Annotated in this window: 13 protein-coding genes; 11 read left to right on the forward strand and 2 right to left on the reverse strand. The window is 71.4% G+C overall.

Annotated features, from left to right (window positions below):
- Positions 1-71: 71 nt before the first annotated feature.
- The 7 genes from ACFWBY_RS07065 to galE all read left to right on the forward strand — a co-directional run bounded on the left by ACFWBY_RS07065 (position 72) and on the right by galE (position 10,021).
- Positions 72-863 (forward strand): TIGR03936 family radical SAM-associated protein, encoded by a 792-nt coding sequence (locus ACFWBY_RS07065; RefSeq protein ID WP_385337368.1) that lies wholly within the window; start codon positions 72-74, stop codon positions 861-863.
- Between the two features lie 233 nt (positions 864-1,096).
- Entirely contained in the window at positions 1,097-4,729 is a 3,633-nt protein-coding gene (locus ACFWBY_RS07070) for a ribonuclease E/G (RefSeq protein ID WP_385409633.1), read from the forward strand.
- Positions 4,730-5,006: 277 nt separating this feature from the next.
- Positions 5,007-5,327 carry a 50S ribosomal protein L21 gene (rplU, locus tag ACFWBY_RS07075; protein ID WP_214950890.1) on the forward strand — a complete coding sequence of 107 codons (321 nt, stop codon included), beginning with the start codon at positions 5,007-5,009 and terminating at the stop codon, positions 5,325-5,327.
- Between the two features lie 13 nt (positions 5,328-5,340).
- Positions 5,341-5,595, forward strand: a complete 255-nt coding sequence (gene rpmA / locus ACFWBY_RS07080; protein WP_112446573.1) for a 50S ribosomal protein L27 — start codon at positions 5,341-5,343, stop codon at positions 5,593-5,595.
- Between the two features lie 168 nt (positions 5,596-5,763).
- Positions 5,764-7,209 (forward strand): GTPase ObgE, encoded by a 1,446-nt coding sequence (gene obgE, locus ACFWBY_RS07085; protein WP_385337363.1) that lies wholly within the window; start codon positions 5,764-5,766, stop codon positions 7,207-7,209.
- Positions 7,210-7,348: 139 nt separating this feature from the next.
- Positions 7,349-8,971, forward strand: a complete 1,623-nt coding sequence (locus ACFWBY_RS07090; RefSeq protein WP_385337360.1) for a glycosyltransferase family 2 protein — start codon at positions 7,349-7,351, stop codon at positions 8,969-8,971.
- 60 nt (positions 8,972-9,031) lie between these two features.
- Positions 9,032-10,021 (forward strand): UDP-glucose 4-epimerase GalE, encoded by a 990-nt coding sequence (gene galE, locus ACFWBY_RS07095; RefSeq protein ID WP_385337357.1) that lies wholly within the window; start codon positions 9,032-9,034, stop codon positions 10,019-10,021.
- 79 nt (positions 10,022-10,100) lie between these two features.
- Here the strand turns inward: galE and ACFWBY_RS07100 are convergent, their stop codons facing one another.
- Together ACFWBY_RS07100 and ACFWBY_RS07105 are read right to left on the reverse strand one after the other, a co-directional pair.
- A complete protein-coding gene (locus tag ACFWBY_RS07100; protein WP_385337354.1) occupies positions 10,101-11,303 on the reverse strand; it encodes a glycosyltransferase in 1,203 nt (400 codons plus the stop codon).
- A complete protein-coding gene (locus ACFWBY_RS07105; RefSeq protein ID WP_385337351.1) occupies positions 11,300-14,170 on the reverse strand; it encodes a CDP-glycerol glycerophosphotransferase family protein in 2,871 nt (956 codons plus the stop codon). Before ACFWBY_RS07105 ends, ACFWBY_RS07100 begins: the two co-directional genes overlap by 4 nt.
- Before the next feature lie 157 nt (positions 14,171-14,327).
- On the opposite strand from ACFWBY_RS07105, the gene ACFWBY_RS07110 reads away from it, so the two are divergent.
- The 4 genes from ACFWBY_RS07110 to ACFWBY_RS07125 all read left to right on the forward strand — a co-directional run bounded on the left by ACFWBY_RS07110 (position 14,328) and on the right by ACFWBY_RS07125 (position 17,486).
- Positions 14,328-15,344 carry a glycosyltransferase family 2 protein gene (locus ACFWBY_RS07110; RefSeq protein ID WP_385337349.1) on the forward strand — a complete coding sequence of 339 codons (1,017 nt, stop codon included), beginning with the start codon at positions 14,328-14,330 and terminating at the stop codon, positions 15,342-15,344.
- Positions 15,344-15,784: a GtrA family protein gene (locus ACFWBY_RS07115; protein ID WP_385337346.1), complete on the forward strand. Its 441-nt coding sequence runs from the start codon at positions 15,344-15,346 to the stop codon at positions 15,782-15,784. The genes ACFWBY_RS07110 and ACFWBY_RS07115 overlap by 1 nt, the downstream gene beginning before the upstream one ends.
- A 79-nt stretch (positions 15,785-15,863) precedes the next feature.
- Positions 15,864-16,991 carry a glutamate 5-kinase gene (gene proB, locus ACFWBY_RS07120; protein ID WP_385337343.1) on the forward strand — a complete coding sequence of 376 codons (1,128 nt, stop codon included), beginning with the start codon at positions 15,864-15,866 and terminating at the stop codon, positions 16,989-16,991.
- 84 nt (positions 16,992-17,075) lie between these two features.
- Positions 17,076-17,486: a hypothetical protein gene (locus ACFWBY_RS07125; protein ID WP_385337340.1), complete on the forward strand. Its 411-nt coding sequence runs from the start codon at positions 17,076-17,078 to the stop codon at positions 17,484-17,486.
- Positions 17,487-17,511 lie beyond the last annotated feature (25 nt).

A 17,511-nucleotide genomic window follows, 5' to 3' on the forward strand; every position in this document is an offset into this window, starting at 1 on the left:
CGCGGAGCCCCGCACAAGGAGAAGAACCACTGGGCAAGCGACAGCCCGAAGGCCCGCCTCCCGCACCGGTGGTGCAGCGCATTCGACTGCGCTACACCAAGCGCGGCCGCCTCCGGTTCACCAGCCACCGGGACTTCCAGCGCGCCTTCGAGCGGGCCCTGCGCCGCTCCGAGGTGCCCATGGCGTACTCGGCGGGCTTCACCCCGCACCCGCGCGTCTCGTACGCGAACGCCGCCCCGACCGGGACCGGCAGCGAGGCCGAGTACCTGGAGATCGCCCTCGCGGAGCGCCGCGACCCCGCGAAGCTCCGCGAACTGCTCGACGAGTCGATGCCGCTGGGCCTCGACATCATCGACGCCGTGGAGGCCCACACCTCCGGTCTCGCCGACCGGTTGACGGCCTCCGTGTGGGAGCTGCGCCTCGACGGCGTGGAGCCCTCGGACACCGAGCGGGCCGTCGGGGCCTTCCTCGCGGCCGAGACCGTGGAGGTCCAGCGCCGCACCAAGAACGGAATGCGGACATTCGACACGCGCGGCGCGGTGGTCAGTCTGGAAGTGGTTCCCGTTTCGGTTGCCGCGGCGGCTGATAGGCCCCTGGACAATGCTTGTGCGATACTGCGGCTGGTTGTTCGGCATTTGACACCTGCCGTGCGACCCGACGACGTCCTGTCCGGTCTCCGAACCGTGGCCGACCTAACGCCGCCGGTCCCCGCAGCGGTGACCAGGCTGGCGCAGGGGCTCTTCGACGAGGAGTCCGGCACGGTGACCGACCCGCTCGCGCCCGACCGCGAGGCTGCGACGACGGCCCCACCCACGGCCGCCGTAGCCGCCGACGCGAAGGCGCCGGAAGGTCCCGCCGCGTAGGGATCGTCGTCGTCGCGCAGCCCTGGCACTCGGGAGCCACCTGGGTCGGGCCGCGCAAAGACCTGAAGACTTCCGCCAGGCCGTACGGACAAACACGTACGGAACCGGCGGCCATGAACTGAGCTCCCGTGTGGCGAACGCGCCCCGGAGGCCGGCTCCCCGCTCATCGCGCGGAGCCGTGCCGGACCGGAAGTCAGCCGCGGCGCCCGGGAGCGTGACGGGAGAAACCCCGCATGCTCAACAACGAAAACGACAACAACACCGCCGGCGACACTGGTAGCCCCAGTGACAACCTGCCTCCGCGCAGGCGTCGGCGCGCCGCGTCCCGGCCCGCCGGTCCGCCCGGCGGGGCCGTGACGCCCGCCGCCGAGGCCGCTGCCCCGGTGGCTGCGGCCGTTCCCGCCGAGGAGGCCGCTCCGGCCGCCGCCCCGGCTCGTGCCCGTCGTCGTGCCACTCGCGCCGTCGCGGCTCCTGAGGCGCCCGCCGCCGAGGCCGCGCCGGTCGTGGCCGAGGCTCCGGTCGTGGAGGCGGCTCCGGTCGTCGAGGAGTCCGCCGCCCCCGCGCCGCGTGCCCGTCGCCGTGCGACCCGCGCCGTCACCGCCTCCGAGGCGCCCGCCGCCGAAGCGGTCGTGGAGGAGGCCGCCGCTCCGGCGCCCGCCGCCGCGAGCAAGGCCACCGTCACCGTCGCCGACGCCGTGGACTCCCCGAAGCGCGGCGGCCGCCGCCGCGCCACCCGTACCTCCACGGCTCCGGCCGCCGCCGCGCCGCAGCCCGCGCCCGCCGCCGAGGCCGAGGCGCCCGCACGTGGCCGTCGCGCCGCGCGTCCCGCCGTCGCCGTGTTCCAGGCCCCGGTCTTCGCCGAGCCGATGTTCCAGACCCCGGAGACCGCTGCCATGGCCGCGGCCGCCGCCGCGGCCGCCACCCCGGCCGAGGAGGTCGAGGAGGAGGAGCTCGAGTTCGAGGCGGAGGTCGAGGCGCCCGCTGCCTCCGTCGCGCAGCCCGCCGGCCGTCGCCGCCGCCGTGGCCGCGGCGCCGCCGCCGAGGCCGCACCGGAGGCTCCGGCCGCGGCTCAGGCCCCGGCCGCGCCGTCCGGCCCGGTCACGCTGGCCGACGTAGAGCTGGTGGAGGAAGAGGCCGAGGCCGCCGAGCTGGACGAGGACGACGAGTCGGGCGACCGCCCGTCGCGCCGCCGCCGTCGCGGTGGCCGTCGCCGCCGTCGCGGTGAGGCCGCCGACCTCGACGAGTCCGCCGAGGAAGAGCCCGAGTCCGCCGAGGCCGGCGAGGAAGAGGACGCCGCCGAGGAGGACGACGAGGAGGGCGGGGCCCTCGGCTCCAGCTCCAGCCGTCGTCGCCGTCGTCGTCGCCGCCGTAGCGGTGACGGTACGGACGCCGAGGCGGGCGAGGACGACGGTGTCCGCACGGTCGTCAAGGTCCGTGAGCCGCGTCCCGCGCGCGAGCGCTCCGAGGCCCTGTCCACCTCCTCCGACGAGGTCCAGTCCATCAAGGGCTCGACCCGCCTGGAGGCGAAGAAGCAGCGCCGCCGCGAGGGCCGCGAGCAGGGCCGCCGCCGCGTCCCGATCATCACGGAGGCCGAGTTCCTGGCCCGCCGCGAGGCCGTCGAGCGCGTCATGGTCGTCCGCCAGTCCGGTGAGCGCACCCAGATCGGCGTCCTCGAGGACAACGTGCTCGTCGAGCACTACGTCAACAAGGAAGAAGCCACCTCGTACGTCGGCAACGTCTACCTGGGCAAGGTCCAGAACGTGCTGCCGTCGATGGAGGCCGCCTTCATCGACATCGGCAAGGGCCGCAACGCCGTCCTGTACGCCGGTGAGGTCAACTTCGAGGCGCTCGGCATGGCCAACGGGCCGCGCCGCATCGAGTCCGCCCTCAAGTCGGGCCAGTCGGTCCTGGTGCAGGTCACCAAGGACCCGATCGGCCACAAGGGTGCCCGCCTGACCAGCCAGGTCTCGCTGCCCGGCCGCTACCTGGTCTACGTGCCCGAGGGCTCGATGACCGGCATCAGCCGCAAGCTGCCCGACACCGAGCGCGCGCGCCTGAAGACCATCCTCAAGAAGATCGTCCCCGAGGACGCGGGCGTCATCGTCCGCACCGCCGCCGAAGGCGCGAGCGAGGACGAGCTGCGCCGCGACGTCGAGCGCCTGCAGGCCCAGTGGGAGGACATCCAGAAGAAGTCGAAGCAGATCTCGACCTCTTCGCCGAGCCTGCTGTACGGCGAGCCGGACATGACCGTCCGCGTCGTGCGCGACATCTTCAACGAGGACTTCTCGAAGGTCATCGTCAGCGGCGACAGCGCCTGGGAGACGATCCACGGCTACGTGAACCACGTGGCCCCGGACCTGGCCGACCGGCTGTCCCGCTGGACCTCCGAGGTCGACGTCTTCGCGACCTACCGGATCGACGAGCAGCTCGCCAAGGCGCTCGACCGCAAGGTGTGGCTGCCCTCGGGCGGCTCGCTTGTGATCGACAAGACCGAGGCGATGATCGTCATCGACGTCAACACCGGCAAGTTCACCGGTCAGGGCGGCAACCTCGAGGAGACCGTCACCAGGAACAACCTGGAGGCGGCCGAGGAGATCGTGCGCCAGCTGCGGCTGCGCGACCTCGGCGGCATCGTCGTCATCGACTTCATCGACATGGTCCTGGAGTCCAACCGCGACCTGGTCCTGCGGCGCATGCTGGAGTGCCTGGGCCGCGACCGCACCAAGCACCAGGTCGCCGAGGTCACCTCGCTGGGCCTCGTGCAGATGACCCGCAAGCGGGTGGGCCAGGGTCTGCTGGAGTCCTTCTCCGAGACCTGCGTCCACTGCAACGGCCGCGGTGTGATCGTGCACATGGAGACCCCGACCGTGGTCGGCGGCGGTGGCGGCGGCAAGCGCTCCAAGCGCCGCGGCGGCCGCGCCGACGAGCACGACCACGAGATCGAGGCCGTCGAGAGCGTCGAGGGCGACGTCTACGAGGTCGAGACCGAGGAGGAGGTGGCTGCCGAGGCCGCCGCTCCCGTGGCCCTGCCCGAGCCGTCCTTCATCGCCGACGAGGAGCTCTACAGCAGCCCCGCCGAGGCCGAGGCCGCGGCGGGCCTGAGCGGCCGTCGCAACCGCCGCCGTGCCACCCGCAAGGCGACCGCACCGGCGGGCGCCCCGCGCGGTGCGGCCGTCCCGGCGCCCGCCCCCGTGGCCGGGCCCGAGCCGGAGACCGAGGTCGCCGAGGTACTCGACGTCGTCGAGGCCGAGGTCGAGGCCGTCGTGGTGGAGCCGGTCGTGGAGGAGGCCCCCAAGGGCCGCACCCGCCGCCGTGCCACCCGCAAGGCGACCGCTTCGGCGGGCGCCCCGGCCGAGGCGGTCCAGGCCGCGGAGCCGGCCGCCCCGGCGGCCGAGCCCGAGGTCGTCGCGCCCGAGGCCGAGGCCGAGCCCGAGGTCGCGCAGGTCGCCGTGGAGGCGCCCGCCGAGCCCGTGGCCGAGGCCGCGCCGGTCCGTACGCGCCGCCGTGCCACCCGTAAGGCCACCGCACCCGCCGGTTCCCCGGTGGGCGCGGAGGCGGCCGTGGTGGTCGTCGAGACGCCCGTCGAGGCGCCGGTGGAGACCCTGGCCGAGGACGTCGTGGAGGAGGCCGCCCCGGCGGCCCCCGCCAAGAAGGCGGTCCGCAAGACGGCTGCCAAGAAGGCAACGACGACCGCGGCGAAGAAGGCCCCGGCCAAGAAGGCGGCGACCGCCAAGAAGACCGTCGCCAAGAAGGCGGCGACGGCCAAGACGGCCGCGAAGAAGACCGTGGCGAAGCGGGCGACGAAGAAGACCGCGGCGGCCGAGCAGCAGTCGCTGCCCTCCGTCTCGGCTCCGACCGAAGCCTGATCCGCCTGGACCGTGGGCCCCGCCGAGTGGCGGGGCCCACGGCCGTGCGGGACCCGGTTTGACCCCCTGGAACCGGCCCCGTAACCTAGACCGTCGGCATGTCTTAGACGATTACGTTTAAAACGTGCCGCGCTCCTGAGCACCTTCCTCCCGCTGAGCACCATGCGCGGGAGAGGCCGCTCGTCCAATCCGGATCGTTCTGGCCCCGTCCTCGCGACGGGTCCTGCCTGAGCGGCTGGCTTCAGGAGCATCCGTCCCGAGTGAGAGAGAGATCCGCGTGTACGCCATCGTGCGCAGCGGTGGTCGCCAGCACAAGGTTGCTGTCGGCGACATCGTTGAAGTTGACAAGATTCCCACTGCCAAGGTTGGCGACACGGTCGAGCTCTCGACCCTGCTCGTTGTCGACGGCGAAGCCGTGACCAGCGACCCGTGGGTCCTGGCCGGCATCAAGGTCCAGGCCGAGATCGTGGACCACCACAAGGGTGCGAAGATCGACATCCTTCGGTACAAGAACAAGACCGGCTACCGCCGTCGCCAGGGTCACCGCCAGCAGTACACGGCGATCAAGGTCACCGGTATCCCCGCGGCTGCGAAGTAAGAGGGACTGAGACATGGCACACAAGAAGGGCGCATCGTCCACCCGGAACGGGCGCGATTCCAACGCTCAGCGGCTCGGCGTGAAGCGCTTCGGCGGTCAGGTCGTTTCCGCTGGTGAGATCCTCGTCCGCCAGCGCGGCACCCACTTCCACCCGGGTTCGGGTGTCGGTCGTGGTGGCGACGACACGCTGTTCGCGCTGCTGGCCGGTTCGGTCCAGTTCGGCACGCACCGCGGCCGCAAGGTCGTCAACATCGTTCCGGCCGCCTGATCCAGCTTCTGCTGAATCAGTCGTTCGAAGCATCCCGAGGGCGGATCTCAACTCTTCCCGGCGCGAGCCGGGAAGAGAGATCCGCCCTCGGCGCGTTGTCACATAGACACGTTTAATGGGCAGCAAGGCCTGCCCGGGACATTCCCGTATGTATCTGGAGGAACACCCATGACCACCTTCGTGGACCGCGTCGAGCTGCACGTCGCCGCGGGTAACGGGGGCCACGGCTGCGCCTCCGTTCACCGGGAGAAGTTCAAGCCGCTCGGCGGCCCCGATGGCGGCAACGGCGGCCGTGGCGGCGACGTCATCCTGGTGGTGGAGCAGGCGATCACCACGCTGCTCGACTACCACCACAGCCCCCACCGCAAGGCCACCAACGGCAAGCCCGGCGAGGGCGGCAACCGCTCCGGCAAGGACGGCCAGGACCTGGTCCTGCCCGTGCCGGACGGCACCGTCGTCCTCGACAAGGAGGGCAACGTCCTCGCCGACCTCGTCGGTCAGGGCACCACCTTCGTCGCCGCCGAGGGCGGCCGCGGCGGTCTCGGCAACGCCGCGCTCTCCTCCGCCCGCCGCAAGGCTCCCGGCTTCGCGCTCCTCGGCGTCCCGGGCACCACCGGCGACATCATCCTGGAGCTGAAGACCGTCGCCGACGTGGCGCTGGTCGGCTTCCCGAGCGCCGGCAAGTCCTCGCTGATCTCGGTGCTCTCCGCCGCCAAGCCGAAGATCGCGGACTACCCGTTCACGACGCTGGTCCCCAACCTCGGCGTGGTCACCGCGGGCTCCACCGTCTACACGATCGCCGACGTCCCGGGCCTGATCCCCGGCGCCAGCCAGGGCAAGGGCCTCGGCCTGGAGTTCCTGCGCCACGTCGAGCGCTGCTCGGTGCTCGTGCACGTCCTGGACACCGCCACCCTGGAGTCCGACCGCGACCCCGTCGCCGACCTCGACGTCATCGAGGAAGAGCTGCGGATCTACGGCGGGGGCCTGGAGAAGCGCCCGCGCCTGGTCGTCCTCAACAAGGTCGACATCCCGGACGGCAAGGAGCTGGCCGAGATGGTCCGCCCGGACCTGGAGGCCCGCGGCTACAAGGTCTTCGAGGTCTCCGCGGTCGACCGCACGGGTCTGAAGGAGCTGTCCTTCTTCCTCGCCGAGGGCATCGCGAAGGCCCGTGCGCGCAAGCCGAAGGAGGAGGCGACCCGCATCGTCATCCGTCCCAAGGCCGTGGACGACGCCGGCTTCACCGTCACCTACGACGAGGTCGAGGAGCTGTACCGCGTGCGCGGCGAGAAGCCGGAGCGCTGGGTCCGCCAGACCGACTTCAACATCGACGAGGCCGTCGGCTACCTCGCCGACCGGCTCAACCGCCTCGGTGTCGAGGAGGCCCTGCGCAAGGCCGGTGCCCGTGCGGGCGACGGCGTGGCCATCGGCCCCGACGAGAACGCGGTCGTCTTCGACTGGGAGCCGACCATGATGGCCGGCGCCGAGATGCTGGGCCGCCGCGGTGAGGACCACCGCCTTGAGGCGCCGCGTCCGGCCACCACCCGCCGCAAGGAGAAGGAAGCCAAGCGCGGGGACGCGGCCCAGCAGGAGTACGACGAGTTCCGTCCCTTCTGACCGGACCGCGACGGGTACCCGGCCGGGCTACGGCCGGGTACCCGCCGGGCCCGCGGGGTTCCGCTTGAACCTCTGCTCGAGCCCCGTTCGGTCGACTGGTCTTAAGGTCACCTTTACTCGCGTGGCCTAGGATCCACGGGTGACGAGCACCCATACCCCCACAGTCTCCGTTGTGGTGATCGCGTACAACGACGCCGAGCTCGTGGGCGAGGCCGTTGCCTCGGCCCTCGCCCAGGGTCCGGTTGTCGCCGAAGTCATCGCGGTCAACGATGCCTCCTCCGACGGCACCGCTCTGGTGCTGGACGAGCTGGGCGCCCGCCACCCCCGCGTGAAGGTCGTACACCGCACGGAGAACAGCGGGGGGTGCGGCACCCCGCGCAACGACGGGATCGCGGCCGCGACCGCCCCGTACGTCCTGTTCCTGGACAGCGACGACGTCCTGCCGCCGGGGGCGGTCGACGCGCTGGTCCGGGCCGCCGGGGAACACGAGGCTCCGGTCACGGTCGGCGCCTGCGTCCGCCGCGAGCTGCCCGAGGGCCGCGACGTGCCCTGGGTACCGGGCCTGTACACCCCGGGCGAGGTCATCGAGACGCCGGCGGACCGTCCCGAACTGGTCCGGGACACCCTCTGCGTCAACAAGCTGTACAGCCGGGCCTTCCTGGACAAGCACGAGATCCGCTTCCCCGACGGCCGGTTCGTCTACGAGGACTTCGTCTTCACCGCCCGCGTGCTCGCGGCCGGCCCGCGCATCGCGGTCATCGGCGACCTCGTCTACGTGTGGCACGTGCGCCGGGACGCGGCCCAGGTGTCGATCTCCCTGGACCGCAAGGACGTCGGCAACTGGCGGGCGCGCGTCGAGGCCCACCGCACGGCCTCCCGGATCATCACCGGGTCCTCGCCCCGGCTGGGCCGGGCCTGCCAGGTCAAGTTCCTGGAGTACGACCTGCGCATGTACCTGCGCGAGCTCGGCAAGGACCCCGGGTACCAGGCCGCCTGGTGGACGCTGACCCGCGACTACGTCGCCGGTTTCGCCGACGCCGACGTGGAGGCCGCCGGCGCGCACGCCCGCTGGATCGTACGGGTGCTGCTCGCCACCGCGGCTGTGCCCGCCCCCGCCGACCTGCTGCGGCTGACCCGCTTCGCGGCCGACCCGCCGCGGCTGCTCCCCCCGTACGCGAAGCGCGCCGACGGGACACCGGTGTGGAGCGAGGCGCTGCCGGTGGAGCTGGACCGGCTGGACGAGCTGGAGACCTCCGAGCTGCCCGTCACCGTCGACGCCGAGCCGAGCGGCGTCGCCAGGATCCGGCTGCGCGTGCACGACCTGTACGGACGGCTCGCCGCGGCCGGCCCGCGCACGGTCCAACTGCGCTTCCTGCCCCGCAACGACCCCGGCAAGCCCCTGGTCGCCGAACCGGTGGAGCTGCGCCGCACGAGCGACGGCAGCCACTGGACCGCGGAACTGCCCTTCCGGCTCACCACGCTGGCGACCCTGGGGCGCGGCGAGGGCCGGCGCGGGATGCAGGCGTGGGACGTCAAGGTGGGCGTGGAGTGCGCCGACGGCAGCTCCCTGCTCACCTCTCCGCGCCCCCTGGGCAGCCTGCTCCACCGGCGGGTGCTGCCCAGCAGCCGGTACGGTGTGCTCTTGGCCCAGCCTTACCGCACCGCCGGCGGATCACTGGCGCTGCGGCTCGCGCCCGGTGCCGCGGGAGTCGTGAGCCTCGCACGCAACCGCATCTACCGGGCCCGCAGGAAAGTCGGCTAGAGCGGGGCCGGGGGCCGGTAGCCGCGGCCAGGGACACGAAAGAGAACTAGGGAGTTACGCATGACGTTTCTGATCACTGGTGGTGCTGGTTACATCGGGGCGCACGTCGTCCGCGCGATGCTGCTCGCGGGTGAGGAGGTCGTGGTTCTGGACGACCTCTCCACGGGCAACGCCGACCGCGTCCCGGAGGGCGTGCCGCTGGTGGTCGGTTCCGTGCTGGACCGGAAGGTCCTGGACGAGACCTTCGCCCAGCACGAGATCACCGGCGTGGTCCACCTCGCGGGCAAGAAGCAGGTCGGCGAGTCCGTCGAGAAGCCCCTGCACTACTACCACGAGAACGTGCACGGCCTCACGGTCCTGCTCGGTGCCGTGGCGGCCGCGGGCATCCGCAACTTCCTCTTCTCCTCCTCCGCCTCCGTGTACGGGATGCCCGACGTAGACCTCGTCACCGAGGACACGCCGTGCCTGCCGCTGAGCCCCTACGGCGAGACGAAGCTGGCCGGCGAATGGCTGGTCCGCGCCGCCGGCAAGGCACACGGGATCTCCACCGCCTGCCTGCGCTACTTCAACGTGGCGGGCGCCGCCACCCCGAAGCTCGCCGACACCGGGGTCTTCAACCTGGTCCCGATGATCTTCGAGCGCTTCGACAAGGGCGAGGGCGCGCGGATCTTCGGCGACGACTACCCGACCCCGGACGGCACCTGCATCCGCGACTACATCCACGTCGCGGACCTCGCGGAGGCCCACGTGGTGGCGGCCCGCAAGCTCGTCGAGTGGGGCGCGCAGGGCGAGTTCAGGGACCTGACCGTCAACATCGGCCGCGGCGAGGGCGTGTCCGTCCGCGAGATGGTCGAGCTCGTGAACGAGACCACCGGCCACACCGACGCCGCCTACGCGCCCGCGGTCTCCCCGCGCCGTGCCGGCGACCCGGCGAAGGTCGTCGCCTCCGCCGACCGGATCACCGCCGAGCTGGGCTGGAAGGCCCGCCACGACGTGCGCGAGATGATCTCCTCGGCCTGGGAGGGCTGGGAGGCCCGCGACAAGGCCTGACAGGCCCGGCCACGGCCGCGTACGAAGGCGCCCGCCCCGGACTCGACCGGGGCGGGCGCCTTCGTGCGTACGGTCTGGATCAGCGCTCCAGGAAGGAGAACAGCTCCTCCCACCGGTCGGTGATCTCGGCGCTGGAGTACCGCTGCACGTGGTGGAACGCGGTGTTTCCCAGCCGGTCGCGCAGTGCGCGGTCGGACATCAGCCGGTTCAGCAGTCCGGCGAGCTCCATCGTGTTGCCGAGCCGGGCCAGCAGCCCGTCCTCGCCGTGCTCGACGATCTCCCGTACGCCCGGCGCGCAGTCGAAGGCGGCCACCGGCACGCCCGCGGCCATCGCCTCCAGCAGCGTGATCGGGAACCCCTCGGCGCGCGAGGCCTGGGCGAAGACCGAGGCCCCGCGCAGCGCTCCCAGAACGTCGTCCGTGCTGCCCATCCACTCCACGGAGTCCTCGACCCCGAGCTCGGCGGCGTGCGCCCGCAGCGTGGGCTCCTCCACGCCCGCCCCGTAGATCCGCAGGACCCAGCCGGGGTGTTGGGGCGAGGCGTCCGCCCACGCGTCGAGCAGCAGGTCCACGCCCTTCTCGAAGGCGAGGCGGCCGACGCTCGCCACGACCTTCTCGGTGCGCGGGGCGGGGGAGTCGGGCATGAACGGCAGCGGGTTCGGCATGCTGGCGACGTTCTCCATGCCCGAGCGGATCCAGAGGTCCGCGTCCTCGGGGGTCAGCACGAGCATCCGGTCGACCTCCCCGTAGAGGCGGCGGACGCGCTGGCCCCGGGTGGACTTCTGGCTGGCCTCGAAGGACTCGTGGCTCATGCCGATGACGGTGAACCCCTTGGTGTCGGCGAGGGCCACCCACTCCATCGCCCAGACCTGGGTCACGATCAGGACGCCGCCGGGACGGGCCGCGCGCAGCAGCTCGCCCAACTGGTCCGCCTTGGCCCGCATCTTGGCCCGGCGGGCCGCCTGGCGGCGCCGCTCGGGCGCGTTGAGCCGGCCCTTGATGCCGCGCAGCTTGCGGGCCGCGGGCGGCGGGGCGTCGTACAGCGTGGTCGTCTCGTACGGCAGGTCGGCGGGGAGCTTCTGACGGATCTCCTCGGCGACGGGGGAGATGCCGACGACGTGCACCCGGTGTCCGCGCTCGCTGAACAGCCGGGCCATCTGGTGCGACCAGGTCGTCACGCCGCCGAGCTCGTCGACGCTGTTGGAGACGAGGAAGACGTCACGTCCCCCGGCCGGGTCCCGCGGGGCCTCGGCGCTGTGCACGGAGGCGGTCTGCTGGGTCACTTGCCGCTCCTGGTGAAGAACTTCTCGACGATCCGGGCGGCCGCGTCCCCGCGGTCGTACTCGCCGAACTCGGTGAGGAAGCGCTGGCGCGCCTCGGCGTACTTGGCGTCGGCCTCGTCGAAGGCGGCGAGGGCCTGCAGCAGTTCGTCCGCCGTGGCCACGACCGGGCCCGGGGCCTTCTCCTTCAGGTCGAAGTAGGTGCCGCGGATGTCCGTCGCGTACTGCTCGTAGTCGTACGCGAAGAACAGCATGGGCCGGTCCAGGACCGCGTAGTCGAACATCACGGACGAGTAGTCGGTGATCAGCCCGTCGGCGAGCGCCAGCAGCGGCGTGATGTCGTGGTGCCTGGACACGTTGATGACCCGGCCCGCGACCGACGGCGGCAGCGAGACGCTGTTGAGGTAGTGCGTGCGCACCAGCAGCGTGAAGCGGTCACCGAGCCGGTCGGCGAACTCCTCCACGTCGAAGGGGAACTCGAAGCCCTCGACGGCGCCGTCCGCGTTCGCCCGGAAGGTGGGCGCGTACAGCAGCACCTTCTTCTCCGGGTCGATCCCCAACTCGCCGGCGAGGGGCCCGCGGACCCGCTCGCCGCTCTGCGCCTCGGAGCGCTGCGCCGCGACCAGGGCGTCGTTGCGCGGGTAGCCGGTGCGCAGCAGCACCTCGTCCCGCAGGCGGAAGCCCTTGGCGAGGGTGCGGGTGTCGTGCTCGGAGCGGATCAGGAAGTGGTCGAAGCGGTCGACGGCCGCCTGGAAGCGGAGCTGGCCCGCGCGGTCCTGAGCCTTGGTGCGGGGCTCGTGGAAGCCCATCCGCTTGAGCGCCGAGCCGTGCCAGGTCTGGATGTACGTGGTTCCCGGGCGCTTGGCCAGGGCCAGCGGGAAGCCCTGGTTGTCGACCCAGTACTCGGCCTGCGCCAGCGCGCGCAGGTACGGCCAGCTCCAGCGCCGCACCAGCGTGGCCTCCTTGGGGAAGCCGGTGGGCTTGCCGCCCGCGTACGACCAGATCGCCTCGAAGGGCACGCCGCGCCGCACCATCTCCTCGTAGATCGCCTTCGGGCTGTCGCTGTACTGCTTGCCCATGTGGCTCTCGAAGACGACGGTGCCCTTCTTGACCGGCAGCTTCGAGAAGACCTCGTGGTAGATCTTCACCTTCTGCTCGCCCGAGCCGAGGTTGCGGCGGGTCCGCAGCGCCTTGCGCAAGCCCCGCTTGACCACGCCGGCGGCCTTGCCGTGCATCGCGCTGTTGATCAGCGTCTGGGTGCGCACGGCTGCGGCGCCCTCGGCGGTCAGGACGTAGGAGAGGTTGCCCTTCTTGGTGACCTCGGGCTCGAAGCGGTCGGAGACCAGCCGCGTCAGCCGGGGGCGCACGCGCAGCCGGGCCGCCCTCTCCAGGTCGACCCCGCCGACCGAGACGCGGGTGGTGAGCCGGGAGCCGCCGGCCGTCAACTTCAGGCGTACGTCCCAGACCGCGTCGATGATGCCGAGGGGGCGGACGGTGCTCCCGATGTCGGCCGTGACGTTCCACTCGATCGTGTCACCGGCGTGGCGCACGGTTGACACCGGGAAGCTGAACGAGCGGACCCCGATCTGCCGGCGCGCCCGGAGTTCGAGCGAGGCCTTCAGTTCCGTTTCGGGGCTGATCCGGCCCAGCGGGTTCACGACGGCGCCGGACAGGGTGACGGTGCCGCGGCCGTCGTCCTCGTAGGAGGTGAGTCGGTTGCCCAGGGTGAGAGCGGTCAGCGGCGTGGTGTCGAAGCCCTGGTCGGTGACGTCCAGTATCCGGCGGGCCTCGACGTCGTCGAGGTGTGCCGCGCACCAGTAGACGCGGCCATCGCGCTCGGCGAGCGGGGAGGTGAGCCGCCCCTTGTTGATCATGGCGTCGGCGGCCGCGAGGAGGTTGTCCCAGTCCTCCTTGCCCAGCAGGTAGGCGCAGATGGCCTGGAGGTTCGTGACGTGGCCGTACGCCGCCGGGTCGATGCCGGCCAGATAGCCGTTGGCGAGCCGGGCGAACTGCCGGCGGTAGGCGTCGCCGACCAGGGGCAGGTCCCGCAGGTGCAGCACCAGGTCGTGCTTGAGGAACTTGGCGTCCTTCGCGGACTTGATCTCCGAGTGGCCCTTGGCGGCCAGCAGCTCGTCGACGCGGCGGTGGATCTCCATCCGGTGGGCGAAGTTCTCGATCTCGTGGCGCCGGTTGCTGATCGACTTCGCCGCCGCGTTCTCGATCACGTTCCAGAAGTAGACGCGGTTCGGGATGAGCGTGATGCGGCGGGCGGCGACGTAGGCCTGCGCGGAGAAGAGCAGGTCCTCGTAGTGGATGCCGACCGGGAACTCCAGGCCCTCCTCCAGCAGGAACGCGCGCCGGTAGCACTTGTTCGTGGAGAGGGTGTCGTAGACCAGCAGGTCGGGGTACTCGGTGATCGACTCCAGCGTGCGGGTGTGCGCGTAGATCCACGGGTACCACTCCGTGGTCTTGCCCCACCGGTTGTCGAGGTGCACGCGTACGCACATGCCCGAGACCAGGTCGGAGTCCGTCCGCTCGGCGGCGTCCAGCATGTTGCGGCAGGCATTGCGTTCCAGCACGTCGTCGCTGTCCAGGAACATGACGTAGGTGCCGGTGGCCTGCTTGATGCCGTGATTGCGCGGGGCGCCGCAGCCCCCGCTGTTCTCCGGAAGCCGGAAGGCGCGCACCCTCCCCGGATGCGCGGCCTCGAGCTCCTGGGCGACCGCGTAGGACCGGTCCTTGCTGCAGTCGTCGACGATCACGACTTCGACCCCGTGCAGGGTCTGGTCCAAAACCGACTGGACGGCTGTCGGCAGACGCTCTGCGTCGTTGTAGACGATGACGACCACGGAGACGTCAGGCACGTGCACCTCGATCCCTTTGTTTCATTCCGTTTATCCAGTCAAAGCTACCGTGTGCCGCACTCACCCCCGGCAGCCCCGCGACCGGCGTGCATACTTCTAAGGAAGAGGTGAGTGGCTGGTCCGGTCGCCGACAATCACCCGTTCGGACCCGCAGGAAGTGCTCATGAAGCTGTCCGTAGTAGTCCCTTGCTACAACGAGGAAGCCGTCATCGACAGCTTCGACACGGAGATCCGCAAGGTCCTGGACGCCCTCCCCGTCGCGTACGAAGTCTGCTACGTCGACGACGGCAGCCGGGACGGCACCCTCGGCAAGCTCCGCAAGATCGCGGCCCAGTACACCGACCAGACCCGCTACGTCTCCTTCAGCCGGAACTTCGGCAAGGAGGCCGGCATGCTCGCGGGCCTGCGCGAGGCCACCGGGGACGCCGTGGTCATCATGGACGCGGACCTCCAGCACCCGCCGGAGCTCATCGCCACCATGCTCGACTACTACCGGCAGGGACACGACCAGATCATCGCCCGCCGCACCCGCGAGGGCGACAAGAAGCTCCGCACGGCGCTGAGCCGCCTCTACTACCGGGGCATCAACCGGTGGGTCGACGTGGAGCTCACCGACGGTGTCGGCGACTTCCGGCTGCTGTCCCGTCCCGCCGTGGACGCCCTGCTGTCTCTGCCCGAGTACAACCGCTTCTCCAAGGGCCTCTTCTCCTGGATCGGCTTCGACACCGTCCACTTCGACTACCGCAACGCCCAGCGCGAGGCCGGCGAGACGAAGTGGAAGTTCGGCTCCCTGGTGAACTACGGCATGGACGGGTTGATCTCCTTCAACAACCGGCCGCTGCGCATCGGGATCTGGGCGGGCGTGTCGCTGGTCGGGCTGACCGCCCTGTACGCCCTGTGGATCGCGATCTCGGCGATGACCAACGGCGTGGACTCCCCGGGCTACGTCACCCTCGTCGCGATCATCGTCGGCCTCGGCGGCGTTCAGATGATCATGCTGGGGCTGATCGGCGAGTACATCGGCCGCATCTACTACGAGACCAAGCGCCGGCCGCACTTCCTCGTGAAGGAGTCGCACGGCGCCGAGCCGTCGTCCCGGGACCTGCGCGGCGCCGGGGACGCGAGGAAGACCGGGGGCACCATCGTGTCCGAGAGCGTGATCGCGGAGCGCAGCAGCTGATGCCGAACACATCCGACAGGAAGACGCAGCTGGGCCAGATCGTCCGGTTCGCACTGGTGGGCGGCGTCAACACCGGCACCTTCTTCGTGCTGTACCTGCTCCTGCACCCCTTCATGCCCTACTTCGCCGCCTACTCCCTCGCCTTCGTGCTGGCCATGGTCGGGTCGTTCTTCATGAACACCTACTTCACCTACCGGACCCGGCCCACCTGGAAGAAGTTCCTGCTCTTCCCGCTGACCAACATCACGAACTACGTGATCCAGTCCGCCGGCCTGTACGCGCTCGTGACCTGGGCCGACATGAACACCAAGATCGCACCCTTGGTAGCGGCGGTCCTGGCCATCCCGTTCACCTTCGTCCTCTCCCGCAAGATCCTCATCCCGGGGACGAAGCCGGAGGCCGGAGAATCGGAGCAGGCGCGCAGTACGTCCACGGTCTGAAACCCGAGGGCGGCCCCGTCCGGCTACCCCGTAGATTGAGCGGACAGGGTCAGTCACGGCGAGGGGCAAGGGGACAGAAGTGTCAGCGGCTAGGCAGGGTGTGCTCGACGCGCGCAGGATCGTGGTCAAGGTCGGCTCCTCCTCCCTGACCACGGCGGCCGGCGGACTCGACGCCGACCGGGTCGACGCCCTGGTCGACGTACTGGCCAAGGCCCGCAGCGGCGGCGAGAAGGAGATCGTCCTGGTCTCCAGCGGAGCCATCGCCGCCGGACTGTCCCCGCTCGGCCTGCGCCGCCGCCCCACCGACCTGGCCCGCCAGCAGGCCGCCGCCAGCGTCGGCCAGGGCCTGCTCGTCGCCCGGTACACCGCCTCCTTCGCCCGGTACGGGGTCCGCGTGGGCCAGGTGCTGCTCACCACCGACGACACCAGCCGGCGCGCGCACTACCGCAACGCCTACCGGACCCTGGACCAGCTCCTCGCCATGGGCGCGCTGCCCGTCGTGAACGAGAACGACACCGTCGCCACCGACGAGATCCGCTTCGGCGACAACGACCGGCTCGCCGCGCTCGTGGCCCACCTCGTCCGCGCCGACCTCCTCGTCCTGCTCTCCGACGTCGACGGCCTGTACGACGGGGACCCGTCCCTGCCCGGCACCAGCCGCATCGACGAGGTCCGCGGCCCCGAGGACATCGCGCACGTGAGCATCGGCAGCGCCGGCAAGGCGGGTGTCGGCACCGGCGGCATGGCCACCAAGGTCGAGGCGGCGCGCATCGCCGCGGCGGCCGGCATCCCGGTCGTCCTCACCTCGGCCAGCCAGGCCGCGGACGCCCTGGCCGGACGGGCGACGGGCACCCTCTTCCACTCGACGGGCCGCCGCTCCACCGACCGGCTGCTCTGGCTCCAACACGCGTCGACCCCGCAGGGGCACCTCGTACTGGACGACGGGGCCGTCCGTGCGGTGACCGAGCGCGGCAGCTCGCTGCTGCCCGCGGGCATCGCCTCGGTCGAGGGCGACTTCGTCGCCGGCGACCCCGTCGAACTGCGCTCGGCCGACGGCCGGGCCGTCGCCCGCGGCCTCGTCAACTTCGACGCCAAGGAGCTTCCGCGGCTCCTCGGCCGCTCCACGCGCGAGCTCGCGCGCGAACTCGGACCCGAGTACGAGAGGGAGGTCGTCCACCGGGACGATCTGGTCCTGCTGCAGGGCTGAGGTTCGGCAAAACCGCCGCGCGGTCGGCCGGGGACTGGTCAACTGTGAGGGGCGGACAGGTAGGCGCAGACAAGGAGGCGGCTGGTGAGACGAGCGCTGACCAGCGTCGGCACCGGGGACGGTGACGTCGGCGGGAGCGTGGAGGAGCGCGACTCCTCCCGCCTGTGGCACATCACCCTGAGCGTCTCCGGGAAGCCCGCGCCGCTGTGCGAGGTCCGCCGCGGGCTGGAGCAGCTCGCCCACGACCACCCCTTCCTGCTGACCAGCCGCTACGCCGACGACCACGCGGAGATCCGCTACTGGGAGGAGGCCCGCGACCTCCACGACGCGGCGGCCGTCGCCCTGCGCCTCTGGGGCGAACACCGCTCCTCGGCGAAGCTCCCGGCCTGGGAGATCGTCGGCCTGGAGGTCATCGACCGGTCCACCTACCACCAGCGCGTGGCCGAGGGCTACGGTCCGCCCCCCGCGCACCCGGTGGGCGTACACCCCTACTGACGCGCCGCCCGGCCCCGGCGACGGG

This window comes from Streptomyces sp. NPDC060049 (assembly GCF_042736715.1).
GTDB lineage: Bacteria > Actinomycetota > Actinomycetes > Streptomycetales > Streptomycetaceae > Streptomyces.

Coding starts and splice junctions, on each gene's coding strand:
- ACFWBY_RS07070 (WP_385409633.1), top strand. CDS start 1,097: ATGCTCAACAACGAAAACGACAACAACACCGCCGGCGACACTGGTAGC.
- rpmA (WP_112446573.1), top strand. CDS start 5,341: ATGGCACACAAGAAGGGCGCATCGTCCACCCGGAACGGGCGCGATTCC.
- obgE (WP_385337363.1), top strand. CDS start 5,764: ATGACCACCTTCGTGGACCGCGTCGAGCTGCACGTCGCCGCGGGTAAC.
- galE (WP_385337357.1), top strand. CDS start 9,032: ATGACGTTTCTGATCACTGGTGGTGCTGGTTACATCGGGGCGCACGTC.
- ACFWBY_RS07110 (WP_385337349.1), top strand. CDS start 14,328: ATGAAGCTGTCCGTAGTAGTCCCTTGCTACAACGAGGAAGCCGTCATC.
- ACFWBY_RS07115 (WP_385337346.1), top strand. CDS start 15,344: ATGCCGAACACATCCGACAGGAAGACGCAGCTGGGCCAGATCGTCCGG.